Annotated in this window: 9 protein-coding genes; 4 read left to right on the forward strand and 5 right to left on the reverse strand. The window is 71.7% G+C overall.

Annotated features, from left to right (window positions below; genetic code table 11):
• Positions 1-124: 124 nt before the first annotated feature.
• The 3 genes from LQ326_RS24795 (at position 125) to LQ326_RS24805 (ending at position 6,004) form a co-directional block, all read left to right on the forward strand.
• Positions 125-1,738: an acyl-CoA synthetase gene (locus LQ326_RS24795; protein ID WP_234539825.1), complete on the forward strand. Its 1,614-nt coding sequence runs from the start codon at positions 125-127 to the stop codon at positions 1,736-1,738.
• A 212-nt stretch (positions 1,739-1,950) separates the two neighbouring features.
• Positions 1,951-4,071: a sulfatase gene (locus LQ326_RS24800; protein WP_234539827.1), complete on the forward strand. Its 2,121-nt coding sequence runs from the start codon at positions 1,951-1,953 to the stop codon at positions 4,069-4,071.
• A gap of 154 nt (positions 4,072-4,225) precedes the next feature.
• Positions 4,226-6,004 carry an alkaline phosphatase family protein gene (locus LQ326_RS24805; protein WP_234539829.1) on the forward strand — a complete coding sequence of 593 codons (1,779 nt, stop codon included), beginning with the start codon at positions 4,226-4,228 and terminating at the stop codon, positions 6,002-6,004.
• On the opposite strand, the gene LQ326_RS24810 is transcribed toward LQ326_RS24805, so the two are convergent.
• The 5 genes from LQ326_RS24810 to LQ326_RS24830 all read right to left on the reverse strand — a co-directional run bounded on the left by LQ326_RS24810 (position 5,941) and on the right by LQ326_RS24830 (position 12,519).
• Positions 5,941-6,777 (reverse strand): alpha/beta fold hydrolase, encoded by an 837-nt coding sequence (locus tag LQ326_RS24810; RefSeq protein WP_234539830.1) that lies wholly within the window; start codon positions 6,775-6,777, stop codon positions 5,941-5,943. The two genes, LQ326_RS24805 and LQ326_RS24810, sit on opposite strands and share 64 nt — an antisense overlap.
• 63 nt (positions 6,778-6,840) lie before the next feature.
• Positions 6,841-7,560, reverse strand: a complete 720-nt coding sequence (locus tag LQ326_RS24815; protein WP_234539832.1) for a class I SAM-dependent methyltransferase — start codon at positions 7,558-7,560, stop codon at positions 6,841-6,843.
• 367 nt (positions 7,561-7,927) lie between these two features.
• Positions 7,928-9,430 (reverse strand): acyl-CoA synthetase, encoded by a 1,503-nt coding sequence (locus tag LQ326_RS24820; protein ID WP_234539833.1) that lies wholly within the window; start codon positions 9,428-9,430, stop codon positions 7,928-7,930.
• A 429-nt stretch (positions 9,431-9,859) separates the two neighbouring features.
• Positions 9,860-11,413 (reverse strand): acyl-CoA synthetase, encoded by a 1,554-nt coding sequence (locus LQ326_RS24825; protein WP_234539835.1) that lies wholly within the window; start codon positions 11,411-11,413, stop codon positions 9,860-9,862.
• The gene (locus LQ326_RS24830; RefSeq protein ID WP_234539837.1) at positions 11,410-12,519 is read right to left on the reverse strand and encodes an NAD(P)H-dependent flavin oxidoreductase; all 1,110 of its coding nucleotides are present in this window, start codon (positions 12,517-12,519) and stop codon (positions 11,410-11,412) included. Before LQ326_RS24830 ends, LQ326_RS24825 begins: the two co-directional genes overlap by 4 nt.
• 318 nt (positions 12,520-12,837) lie before the next feature.
• On the opposite strand from LQ326_RS24830, the gene LQ326_RS24835 reads away from it, so the two are divergent.
• A complete protein-coding gene (locus LQ326_RS24835) occupies positions 12,838-13,395 on the forward strand; it encodes a GNAT family N-acetyltransferase (protein WP_234539839.1) in 558 nt (185 codons plus the stop codon).
• Positions 13,396-13,453: the final 58 nt, after the last annotated feature.

Raw genomic sequence — 13,453 nt, forward strand, 5'->3', positions numbered from 1 at the left:
TTTCTGACAGACAGTCAGATTTCTTCGCGCGAACCCTTCCCACTTGCCGCGCCCTTTGCTCTGATGACCGGCGAACGGACAGGTGCGCCTTTCTTCGTCACGGTCGCCGGGGTCAGGAGGAGCGGTGGAGTACAACCTTGCCGATCTGTTCGAGTCGGTCGTAGACGTGGCCGCGGACCGCGAGGCGCTCGTCTACCTCGACCACCCCGGCACCGGCGCGGAACGCCGGCTGACCTACGCGGAACTGGACGCCGCCGCCAACCGCATCGGCCATCATCTGATCGACAGCGGCATCCGGCCGGGCGAGCATCTCGGCCTGCACCTCTACAACGGGGTCGAGTACCTCCAGACCGTGCTCGGCTGCCTGAAGGCGCGGGTCGTACCGGTCAACGTGAACTACCGCTACGTCGAAGAGGAGCTGGTGTACCTCTACCGGGACGCGGATCTCGTCGCGCTGGTCTTCGACGCGGAGTTCGACGACCGGGTGGCGGCGGCCCTGCCGCGGGCGCCGAAGCTGCGGCACCTGGTGCGGGTGGGTGAGCCGGTGGACGCGGGGCTCAAGGCCCTCGCCTTCACCGAGGCCGAGGCGGCCGGGTCGCCCGAGCGGGGGTTCCCCGCGCGTTCCGCGGACGACCAGTTCATCATCTACACCGGCGGCACGACCGGGATGCCCAAGGGTGTGATGTGGCGTCAGGAGGACCTGTTCTTCGCGGGGCTGGGTGGCGGAGCGCCCACCGGTGAGGCGGTGCAGCGGCCGGAGGAGCTGGCCGAGCGGGTGGCGGCGGGCGGCAGCGGGATCACCTTCTTCCCCACTCCCCCGCTGATGCACGGCACGTCCACGCTCACCTCCTTCATCGGTTTCAACTTCGGGCAACGAGTCGTGATCCACCGCAAGTTCGTGCCCGAGGAGGTGCTGCGGACGGTCGAGAAGGAGAAGGTCACCAGCATGTCGCTGGTCGGTGACGCGATGCTGCGCCCGCTGATCGACGCCCTGAGAGGGCCGATGAAGGGCACCGACTGCTCCTCCATGTTCAGCGTCTCCTCGTCGGGCGCGATCCTCTCCGAGACCGTGCGCCGCCAGTTCACCGAACTCGTCCCGCACGCCATGCTGCTGAACAACTTCGGGTCCTCCGAGTCCGGCTTCAACGGTACGGCGACCAACGACTCCGGGGCGGGCAGCGAGTTCCGGGTCCGTGTGAACTCCCGTACCCGGGTGGTCGATCCGGTCACCCACGAGCCGGTCGCGGCGGGCGAGATCGGCCGGGTCGCACAGAGCGGCCATGTACCGCTCGGCTACTACAACGACCCGCGGAAAACCGCTGAGACGTTCTTCGAGAAGGACGGCCGCCGCTGGGTGCTGCTCGGCGACATGGGGACGGTCGACGAGGACGGCGTCGTCACCGTCCTCGGCCGGGGTTCGCAGTGCATCAACACCGGGGGCGAGAAGGTGTACCCGGAGGAAGTCGAGCAGGCCCTCAAGTCGCATCCGGACGTGTACGACGCGCTGGTGGCCGGGGTGCCGGACGCGAAGTGGGGCAGCCATGTGGCCGCCGTGGTGCAGTTGCGCGAGGGGGCGCAGCAACTCTCCCTGGAGGACGTCCAGTCGTACTGCCGTACCCGTCTCGCCGGCTACAAGATCCCGCGCCAGCTGGTGATCGCGGAGGCGATACAGCGTTCGCCGAGCGGGAAGGCGGACTACCGGTGGGCGCGGGAGGTGGCGGTCGCGGCGGACCGCTGACTCCCGCCGGGCGGGCGGTTCGGTCTGCAGGGCTTCGGGGGCAGCGCCCGCCTGTGCGGGCAGGGGCGACAAGCCGGGCGTACTCTTTGCGCGCGGTTGACCCGGGCGGTTGAACGGGGGGTGACGCGAAGCCGTACGCGAGGTTGGCGGTCGTGGCCTGCAGGGTCCGGTCCGCCATGCCAGCACGGGGCTTCGCACGGAAGGACGTACGGGTGTCGCACCTCACGCCCCCTCGCCAGCGACTGGACACGGACGCGGACGCGTCCGGCCCGGACCAGCTGGAGGAGGCACCACCCGCACCGGCGGCAACCGGCTCCGGGCCGAGCGCCGAGACGGACACAGGCCGGACGGACGACGAACCGGAGGCCGGGCCCGGGACGGAGGCCGGGGGCGGGACGGCCGGTGACGGAGAGCCGTCCGAGGCGGCCGGTGACGGAGAGCCCTCCGGGGCGGCCCAGGAGTCCACCGACGACGAACCGGAGGCCGGGCCCGAGCCCGGACCCGGGACGGAGGCCGAGGCCGGGGCGACCGGTGGCGGAGAGCCGTCCGGGGCGGCCGAGGAGTCCGCCGGCCCGCCCGCCGTCGACGACCGCGCCGGGGCCGGGGCCGCCGGGTCCGCCCCGGCCGAGGAGGGCACCGGGACAGCCGTCCAGGGCGCCCCGGCCGCCGGCTCCGCCCGTACCGGCTGGTTCCGGCGGCGTCGGCTGCACCCCCGTGCCGCGGCCTTCGTGCGGGTGGGCACGACCGTCCTGGCCGCCGTGTTCGTGCACGTGGCGATCCTCGTGCCCGACCGCCTCGACCGGATCGCTCTCCAGAACCTCCTCCGCCTTCCCGTCGAGGCGCTCTTCCTGGCGATCTTCCTGCTCGTACTGCCGTCGAGGGCACGGCGGGTCGCGGCCGTCGTCTCGGGGTCGCTGATCGGTCTGTCCACCGTTCTGAAGTGCCTCGACGTGGGCTTCTACCAGACCCTGGCCCGGCCGTTCGACCTGGTCTTCGACTGGGTTCTGCTGACCGACGCGGCGGACTGGGTGAAGGACTCGTTCGGCCACGCGGGCGAGGTGCTCGCGGTGATCGGCGTGATCGTCCTGGTCGTCGCCGTGCTCGTGCTCAGCGCGCTCGCGATGGTGCGGCTGGCGAACGCGATGGCCCGGCACCGTGCGGTGGCGGTACGCACCACGCTCGTCCTGGGCGTCGTGTGGATCACCTGCTTCACGCTGAGCGTGCAGTTCGCCGGTCTCCCGTTCGCCACCCGGGGCTACAGCCAGTTCCTGGCGCACCGCGTGGAGTGGGTCCGCGAGGGGCTGGGGGACGCCGACGTCTTCAAGAAGCAGCTCGTTGTCGACGCCTACGCCAACACGCCGTCCGACCAGCTGCTGACCGGACTTCGGGGCAAGGACGTGCTGTTCACCTTCATCGAGAGCTACGGCCGGGTGGCGATCGACGATCCGGCGATGGCACCGGAGACGGACGCGACGCTCAAGGAGGGGAACGCCCGGCTGAAGGCGGCCGGGTTCGCGGCCCAGAGCGGCTGGCTCAGGTCGCCCGTCACGGGCGCCGGCAGCTGGCTCGCCCACTCGACGTTCCTGTCCGGTCTGTGGGTCAAGAACCAGGAGCGGTACCGGACCCTGACGACCAGTGACCGCGCGACCCTGACCAGCTACTTCCAGAAGACCGGCGCCTGGCGCACGGTGGGTATCGTGCCGGGCGTGCGCAAGGCCTGGCCCGAGGGCAAGTACTTCGGCCTCGACCACATCTACGACTCCACGCACCTCGGCTATCAGGGGCCGTACTTCAGCTGGACGCCGGTGCCGGACCAGTTCAGCCTGGAGGCCTTCCAGAAGCTGGAGCACGGGAAGAAGAACCGCGACCCGATCATGGCGGAGATCATCCTGGCCTCCAGTCACAACCCCTGGTCCCCCATCGCTCACATCATCGACTGGAAGGACCTCGGGAACGGCAGGATCTTCTACAAGATCAAGAAGGAGGGCACCAACCCCTCGGAGGTCTGGAAGAGCGCGCAGCGTGTGCGGACCGAGTACCGCAAGGCGATCCAGTACTCCGTGGACAGCCTGACCCAGTGGGTCCAGCGCTACGGCGACGACAACACGGTCCTCGTCTTCCTCGGCGACCACCAGCCCGTCCCGACGGTCACGGGCGGCGGCAACACCAGCAGGGACGTGCCGATCACCATCGTCGCCCGTGACCCGAAGGTCCTGGCACGGGTCTCCGGGTGGGGCTGGACGGACGGGCTGAAGCCCGCGGACAACGCACCGGAGTGGGCCATGAACCAGTTCCGGGACCGCTTCCTGAAGGCGTTCGGACCGCAGGGCTGAGTTCGCCCCGGGCGGCCGGCAGGTCAGATGTCCGCCCCGTGCCGCCCCGGCGGCACGCCGGGGCGGCACGGGCGGTTCGGGGTCGCACTCTGTGCGTACGATACGGCGTCGATCATGCACACGCTGTCATGACGGTCGCACGGAAGGACCTCCGGTGCCGCACCCCACGCCCACCCGGTTGCCGGACACCGGAGCCACGCCGACCGGTGCGGGTGGTGAGGGCGGCCGGCCGCGGAGGCATCCGCGCGTCGCCCGGACCGTCGCGGCCGGGACGACAGTCCTGGCCGCCGCCCTGCTCCTGGCCGCGCTGCTGCTGCCGAACCAGCTCGAGGAGCTCAGGCCCACGTCCTTCCTGCGGCTCCCGGCCGAGGGGATCCTGCTGGCGGCGGTACTGCTGGTGCTGCCCGGGCGGGCGCGGCGCGTCACGGCGGTGCTGACGGGTGCGGCGCTGGGCGCGCTGACCCTGGTGAAGTGCCTGGACATGGGCTTCTACCGGGTGCTGCAACGGCCGTTCGACCTGGTGCTCGACTGGAGCCTGCTGGACGACGCGGCGGACTACCTGCGGGAGTCCTTCGGCCGGACCAGTGAGGTGCTCGCGATCGCCGGGGCCCTGCTCCTGGCCGCGGCCGTGCCGGCCGTGACAGTCCTCGCGCTGGTGCGGCTCGCCGAGCGGATGGCGCGCCGGCGCCCCCGAGCCGGTCGTACGACGTTTGTCCTGGCCGTCACCTGGGTCACCTTCGCCACCTTCGGCCTCCGGGCGGGCGGCGCACCCGTCGCCGCCGCGCTCGACGCCCAGTTGGTGGACGAGCGGGTGCGGGCGGTCCGCGCCGGTCTTGCGGACGCGCGGGTCTTCGCCGCGGAGGCCGCCGTCGACGCCTTCCAGAACACTCCGCCGGACCGGCTGCTGACGGGGCTGCGCGGCAAGGACGTGCTGTTCACGTTCGTCGAGAGCTACGGCCGTACGGCGATCGAGGACCGGGCGATGGCAGGACCGGTCGGCGCGGTCCTCACCGAGGGCGCCGCCTCCCTCAAGGCGGCCGGTTTCGAGGCGCGCAGCGGCTGGCTGCGCTCCCCGGTGCTGGGGGCGGGCAGCTGGATGTGCCATGCCACGCTGCTGTCCGGGCTGTGGATCGACAACCAGCGGCGGTACCGCAACCTGGTCTCCGGCGACCGGACGACCCTCACCGCGTACTTCCGCAGGACGGGCGCGTGGCGCACGGTCGGCGTCGTCCCGGGCGTCCGCAAGGCCTGGCCGGAGGCCCGGTTCTTCGGTCTCGACCGCTCCTACGACTCCACCCGTCTCGGCTACCACGGCCCGTACTTCAGCTGGACGCCCGTCCCCGACCAGTTCACGCTGGAGGCCTTCGACCGTCTGGAGTACGGCAGGAAGAACCGGCGCCCGATGATGGCGGAGATCATCCTGGCCTCCAGCCACCAGCCCTGGGCGCCCCTGCCCCGCATGATCGGCTGGAAGGACCTCGGCGACGGCTCGGTCTTCGGGCCCATCCAGCGGGCGGGCAAGGACCCGGCGGAGGTCTGGAAGGACACGGGGCGCGTGCGCGCCGAGTACCGGGCCTCGATCGAGTACTCGCTGCACAGCCTGTTCGGGTTCATGCGGCGCCACGCCCACCGGAACACCGTCCTGGTCTTCCTCGGTGACCACCAGCCCCGCCCGGAGGTCCTCGCGGGCAGCCCGCGCCGGGACGTCCCCGTCACGATCGTCGCCCGGGACCCGGCGGTCCTGGACCGGGTCGCCGGCTGGGGCTGGACGCCGGGCCTCAGGCCCGCCGCCGACGCGCCGGTCTGGGCGATGAACCAGTTCCGCGACCGCTTCCTGACGGCGTTCGGACCGCAGGACCCGACTGCGGCTCAGCCGTCCAGGAAGCCGACGGTACGGCGGACGAACCACTCGGGGTCGTCGAACCAGGGGTAGTGACCGGCGCCGCGCTGTACGGCGACCTCGGCGTGGGGGAAGGCCTCCGCGGTCCGCCGGGCCAGGGCGGGGCTGGGTCCGCCGTCGAGTTCTCCGGCGTACACGAGGACCGGCGCGGCGAGGGCGCGCAGGGCGGCCCGGGTGGTGTCCGGGGTGAAGGCGCCCTCGGCGAAGTACCGGTCGGCGGCCTCGTCGTTGGTCTGCTCGCCGGTGGCCGCGACATGGGCTCGGGCGGCGGCGTCCCAGCGGCCGTGGAAGAAGGGCAGGAACACCTCGTCGAAGTCCCCGGAGCCGGTCAGCCATGCCTCCAGCGCGGGGAACGCTCCCTCGAACCAGGGTTCCGCGGCCCGCAGCCGGGCCGCCGCCAGCCGCTCCTCGGGGGTGGCGCGCAGGCCCAGAGCCGAGGGGTTGCCGGTGATCAGGGCGAGCCGCCGCACCCGGTCGGGATGCGCCGCCGCGTACAGGATCGCCAGACTCGCGCCCGCCGAGTGCGCCAGTACGTCCATGTGGTCGAGCCCCATGTGGGCCCGCAACATCTCCACGTCGTCGACCAGTCGGTCGCAGCGGTACGACGCCGGGTCGGCGGGCGTAGCGGAGTCGCCGGTCCCCCTCAGGTCGAGCAGGATCAGCCGGCGGCGGGCGGTGAGACCGCCGAGGTCGCCGAGGTAGGCGGAGGCGCGCATGGGGCCGCCCGGCAGTACGACGAGCGGTTCGCCCTCGCCTCGGACGTGACAGGCGAGGCGGGTGCCGTCCGCCGCGGTGAAGGTGGGCATGGCGCCGATCTTCGGGGACGGCGGCGCGGTGCCGCAACGGATTTGGCCAAGCCGGCCCCGGTCTCAGGGACTCGCCTGCGGCTTGCTCACCCGGAACGCGAACTGCCCGCAGAACGTGAGCTTGCGGAGGTTCACCAGGGCCGTGCCCCGCTTGCCCTTGCGGGCCCAGGCGTCGATCTCCGTGTTGAGCGGCGACTCCTTGCGCCAGAACCGACCGTACTCCTGCCGCCGCGAGCCGTGGTAGGTGCGCATGATCAGGGTCACGCCGTCGAGGGAGGGCCGGATCTCCTCCAGGGCGAGCCCGGCCTCCTCGACCAGGGTCCGGAAGCCGTAGGGCGTGTAGTTCCAGAGACTGAAGGAGTGGTAGGGCTCGAACTGGGAGGTGCTGCCGATGAACAGCCCGCCCGGGCGCAGCACCCTGCCCACCTCCGCGAGCAGTTCCCTGGGCCGGGCGACGTGTTCGAAGACCTGGTGGGAGTAGACGAGCGGCACGGCGTCGGAGCGGAACGGCAGGTTGACTCCGTCGAAGTACACCACGCTGTCGTCGCCGGGCCCGCGCTGGGCGGCCTCCGGTGAATCGCGGATGTCGACCCCCACCCACCGGACGCCGGAGTGGTGCCTGCGGAAGAGTTCGGCCGAGGTGCCGCGCCCGCAGCCGAGGTCGACCACCCGGTCCGGTCGGCGCGGCGAGCTCATGGCTTCGTCGAGGTAGTAGCGGGAGGTGACCTGGCGGGCGTGGTCGTCGGGGATGCAGTCGCGCATGAGTTCCCACAGGGTCGACATGGCACCAAGTTACGGAGGCCCCCTTCTTCAGGCCACCTCCGGGCGGGCGTTCGGGACGGCCGTCATCCCTTGGGGCGAACGGGTGCGCCGTCGGCGGGACCGGCCGGCCGGGGCCGGACAGGTCACGGGCGGCCGGCAGGTGGCCGGAGCGGGGCGTCCCGCAGGGGGCCCGGGATGCCCGCGAGTGCGCCGAGGGGGACGGCAAGGCAGCAGCCCGTGCCCGCTATGTGCACCCATGCGTACCCATGTGCACGCCGACGGTGAACGGCGGACGTGGCGCCGGGACCGCACAAGGCAGGGGTCCGGATTTCCCGGGTCCACCTGAGAGCCCCGGCCCCGGACCCGGCGGGAGTCGCTTCCCGGCTTCTCAGGAGGCGGGGCCGAACCGCTCGCGCAGTTCCCGCTTCAGGATCTTCCCACTGGCGTTGCGGGGCAGCGCGTCCACGAACAGGACCCGCTTGGGCGCCTTGAAAGCGGGCAGTTTCTCCTTCACATGGGCGATCAGCCCGGCCTCGTCGATATCGCCGCGCGGTACGACGACCGCCGTGACAGCCTCGATCCAGCGCTCGTCGGGCAGGCCGATCACGGCGGCCTCGGCGACCGCCTCATGGGTGTAGAGGGCGTCCTCGACCTGCCGTGAGGCAACCAGGACGCCACCGGAGTTGATGACGTCCTTCACCCGGTCGACGATCGTGTAGTAGCCGTCGGCGTCGCGCACCGCGAGGTCGCCGGAGTGGAACCAGCCGTCCCGGAAGGCCTCTTCGGTCTCCTCGGGCTTGTCCCAGTAGCCCTCGCACAGCTGCGGTGAACGGTAGACGATCTCACCGGGGGTGCCGTCGGGCACGTCCTCGCCGTCCTCGCCGGCCACCCGTGCCTCCACGAACAGGACGGTGCGGCCGCAGGAGTCCAGCCGCCCCTTGTGCTCCTCGGGCGCGAGCACGGTGGCGAGGGGCCCGATCTCGCTCTGCCCGAAGCAGTTGAACAGGGCAAGGCCCGGCAGCCGTTCCCGCAGCCGCTCCAGGACCGGCACCGGCATGATCGACGCCCCGTAGTAGGCCTTGCGCAGTCCGGCGAGGTCGCGGGTGGCGAAGTCGGGCCGGTTGGAGAGCCCGATCCACACGGTGGGCGGCGCGAACAGGCTGTCCACCTCGCCGGCCTCGATCAGGTCGAAGAGGGTGTCGCCGTCCGGCCCGTCGAGGATGACGCTGGTCGCGCCCACCGCCAGGTAGGGCAGCAGGAACACGTGCAGCTGCGCGGAGTGGTAGAGCGGCAGCGCGTGCGCGGGCCGGTCCCCGGCGCTCAGGTCGAGGGCGGCGATCGCGCTCAGGTACTCGTGCACCAGCGCCCGGTGGGTCATCATCGCGCCCTTGGGCAGCGCGGTGGTCCCGGAGGTGTACAGCAGTTGCACCAGGTCCTCGGTGCGCGGTTCGGGCCCGTCGTACGGCGCCGCGTCCGCGAGCCGGGCGAGCAGCGAGCCCTCGGCGTCGCGCAGCGGCAGCGCCGGTACGCCGTCGGGGAGCCGGCCGGCGAGGTCGGGGTCGGCGAGGACCAGCGAGCTGCCCGACTGGCCGACGATGTAGGCGAGGTCGTCGCCGGTCAGGTTCTGGTTGACCGGGACGTGGACCAGGCCGGCGCGGGCGCAGGCGAGGAAGGCGATCAGGTAGGCGTCGGAGTTGTGGCCGTAGGTGCCGACCCGGTCACCGCGGTCGAGGCCCTGGCCGAGCAGTACGCTCGCCGCGCGCGAGACGGCGGCGTCGAGTTCCTGGTACGTCCACCGCCGCTCGCCGTAGCGCACCGCCACCCGCGCGGGCGTACGCCGGGCGCTGCGCCGCAGCACCCCGTCCACTGTGCTGCCCTGTCCCTGCGTCATGACCCATGATCCTCGGCCCCTCGCCGGGACAGGTCAAGCGTCCGCGGAGGAAGCGGCACCGCGCTGTCCCTGGGCGGGCGGCTCCAGGAGGCCGCCGACCGGCTCTGCCAGGGGCTGGAGGGACCGTCCACTGCGACGCCGGGACGCTCGCCGCCCGGGCCCGTAAGGAGCTCTCGACAGCGAGGCCGCGGCCACCGCCGCTGCGGTACGCGCGGGCGGACACACTGACCGCGCGAGGAGCAGCGCACCGCCGAACTGACCGTCGATGGACCCCCGGTGGCCGTGGTCGCCGAGGAGCCGCGCCGCACCGAGCAGGGCGTACGGCGGCTGCTGTCCCGCACCTGCCGCGAGCCCGGCACCGATGCCGCCGGTCTCGCCGGGTTCCCGGAGGCCCTTCGCCGCCCGCGCCCCCGAGGTGCCGGTTGCGGGTCACACCGGGCGGGTGCGCCCCTCCCAGTAGGGGTCCCGCAGCCGCCGCTTGTAGAGCTTGCCGTTGGGGTCGCGGGGCATCTCCGCGATGAAGTCGACGGTCTTCGGGCACTTGTAGCCGGCGAGTTGCCCGGCGCAGTGGGCGAGGAGGCCGGCTGCGAGGTCCGGCCCGGGCTCGTGTCCGGGGGCGGGTTCGACGACGGCCTTCACCTCCTCTCCCCAGTCGTCGTGCGGGATGCCGAAGGCGGCGGCATCGGCGACGGCGGGATGGGAGAGGAGCACGGACTCGATCTCGGCGGGGTAGATGTTGACCCCACCCGAGATGATCATGTCGATCTTGCGGTCGCGGAGGAACAGGTAGCCGTCCTCGTCGAGGTATCCGAGGTCGCCGACGGTGAAGAAGTCACCGATGCGGTTCTTCTTCGTCTTGGCCTCGTCCTTGTGGTAGGCGAAGCCGCCGGTGTTCATCTTCATGTAGACGGTGCCGAGTTCGCCGGGCGGCAGCCGGTTGCCGTCGTCGTCGAAGACCGCGAGTTCGCTGATGGGCCAGGCCTTGCCGACCGTACCGGGCTTCTTCAGCCAGTCCTCGGCGGTGGCGAAGGCGCCGCCTCCCTCGCTGGCCGCGTAGTACTCCTCCACGCTGGGGCCCCACCAGTCGAGCATGGCCCGCTTGACGTGGTCCGGGCAGGGGGCGGCGCCGTGGATGGCGTGTTGCATGGAGGAGACGTCATAGCGTGCGCGCACATCCTCGGGGAGGGCGAGCAGGCGGTGGAACTGGGTGGGGACCATATGGGTGTGGGTGCACTTGTGTGCGTCGATCAGGCGGAGCATCTCCTCGGGCGTCCACTTGTCCATGAGGACGAGACGGTGGCCTATGTGGAGAGAGGCGCCCGCGAACTGGAGTACGGCCGTGTGGTAGAGCGGCGAGCAGACCAGGTGGACGTTGTCGTCGAAGGGCCGGATGCCGAAGATGCCGAGGAAGCCGCCGAGGTAGGCCTCCTCGGGGAGCTTGCCGGGCAGTGGGCGGCGGATGCCGCGGGGGCGGCCCGTCGTCCCCGAGGTGTAGTTCATGACCCAGCCCAGTTCGCGGTCCGCGGGCGCCGACCCGGGCTGTCCGTCGAGGAGTTCGGCATACGGCCTGAAGCCCTCGACCGCGCCGATCGCGTACCGGTGGGTGGCCGGGAGGCCGGCCTCGTCGGCGGCGTGCCGGGCCGGGCCGGCGAACCGTTCGTGGGCGAGGAGCACCTTGGCACCGGAGTCGGCGACGATCCAGGCGATCTCCGGGCCGACGAAGTGGTGGTTGACCGGGACCAGGTAGAGGCCGGCCTGGGTGGCGGCCAGGTAGGCGGTGACGAACTCGGGCCCGTTCGGCAGGACGACCGCGAAGGCGTCGCCCCGTTCCAGGCCCGCAGCCCGCAGGCCGTGCACGAGCTGGTTGGTGGCCGCGTGCAGACGGCCGGCGGTCCATTCCTCGCCGTCGGGTGCGACGAGGACCGTGCGGTCGGGGTCCAGGGTGGCCTGGGCCCAGAATCCGGCGGGGGGCGTGCTGGTCACGTGCCGCTCCTTCCGGCGATGCGGTTGATGCGGTCGACGGCCTGTTCGAAGCCCCGGGTGAGGTCGTCGAAGACGGCCTGGACGCTGCGTTCGCTGGTCATGCGGCCGACGATCTGGCCGACAGGGGTTCCGAGCAGGGGCTCGACCTCGTACTTCTGGATGCGGGTGAGTGCCTCGGCGACGAGCAGGCCCTGCAGGGGCATGGGGAGGGTGCCCGGGCCGCTCGGGTCGTCCCAGGCGTCGGTCCACTCGGTGCGCAGCTGGCGGGCCGGTTTGCCGGTCAGGGCACGGGAGCGGACCGTGTCGCCGGAGCCGGCGGCGAGGAGTTTGCGGGTCACGGCGGGCGAGGAGAGATCGGCCTCTGTGGTGGTCAGCCACATGGAGCCCAGCCATACTCCCTGAGCGCCGAGGCTCAGCGCGGCGGCCACCTGCCGCCCGCTGCCGATGCCGCCCGCCGCCAGGACGGGCAGCGGGGCCACGGCGTCGACGACCTCCGGGGTGAGCACCATGGTGGCGATCTCGCCGGTGTGGCCGCCGGCCTCGTAGCCCTGGGCCACGACGATGTCGATGCCCGCGTCCCGGTGCTTCACGGCGTGCCGGGCGCTGCCGGCCAGGGCGGCGACCAGGATGTCCTGGTCGTGGGCGCGGTCGACGACGTCGGGGGGCGGCGAGCCGAGGGCGTTGGCGAGCAGCCGGATCGGATAGTCGAACGCGACGTCGAGCTGGTTCCGGGCGACCTGTTCCATCCACCCGGTGATGCGCCAGCCGGACGCCTCGCCGTCGGCGAGCCCGGGCACACCGTACTTGGCGAGGGTGTCCCGCACGAACTGCCGGTGTCCTTCCGGGATCATCGCCTCGACGTCGGCCTCACTGACGCCCTCCACCTTCTTGGCGGGCATGACGACATCGAGTCCGTACGGCTTCCCGTCCACATGCGCATCGAGCCAGTCGAGGTCGCGTTTGAGGTCGTCGGGGGCGGTGTAGCGGACCGCGCCGAGCACTCCGAAACCGCCGGCCCGGCTGATGGCCGCGGCCACGGCGGGAAACGGCGTGAAGCCGAAGACGGCGTGCTCGACTCCCAGGGCCTTGCTCAACTCCGTCTGCATGGGCGCAGGATGCCGCAGTCGTGCGGCATCCGGAAGAGGTTTTCTGATGCACCGTCAGATTTTTGGCCCGGCCGGATTTCCCTTGCGCCCTCGCCCGGCGCCGGTACCGTGCGACATCCCGCGAGTTCCCCTGAGCCGTGCTGGAAACCCGACGGGATGCCCCGGGCATCCCTCTCACCGTCGAAGCCTGGGTTCGCACCCTCCTCGGCGGTGGCCCGCGGTCCGAGCCTCCCTCCCGCATACGGCATGGACCTGCCTGGGTGAGATGCCCGGGAAAAGAACTTGGCCCGGACTGACGGGACTTGAAGAATGACGGCCATGCGGATTCGACAGGCATGGCCTGATGACGCGTCAGCGGTCGCCGGTGTCTACGTGCGCTCCTGGCGGGCGGCCTTTGCCGGTCTTGTTCCCCAGCACCACCTCGACGCAATGGACCCAAGCCGCGAAGAGCCCGAGTGGACGGCACGGATCGCGGATACACGGTGGCCGTCGTCGGGGGTACTGGTAGCCGAAACCGAGGCCGGGATCGTCGGATCCGCAAGTTTCGGCCCGTCTCAGGACATCCCTGCCACCGCGGAAATCGGCACGCTCTACGCGATGCCCGAGGTCTGGGGCACGGGGATCGGAAAGCAGTTGATGCTGGCCACCTTGGCGGCTCTCAAACAGGCCGACTACACACAGGCCACCTTGTGGGTCCTGGAAGACAACGAACGTGCCCGGCGCTTCTACGAAGCCGCCGGCTGGGGCGCGGACGGCGCGGCCGTGGAGGACTGCACCGGCGGCGCCTCTCTCAACAAGTTGCGCTACCGCCGCCCTCTCGACCAGGCCGCTCCCCGTGGACCCGCGGGACTCCCGGCCCCGGTCTCCTGCCTCTGACCCGAGGCGCGAAGCAGCCGTCGGAGGTCGACGGTGTACGGGCACCTCAACAAGGCCA

This window comes from Streptomyces shenzhenensis (genome assembly GCF_021462265.1).
In the GTDB taxonomy this organism is placed as follows: Bacteria; Actinomycetota; Actinomycetes; order Streptomycetales; family Streptomycetaceae; genus Streptomyces; species Streptomyces shenzhenensis.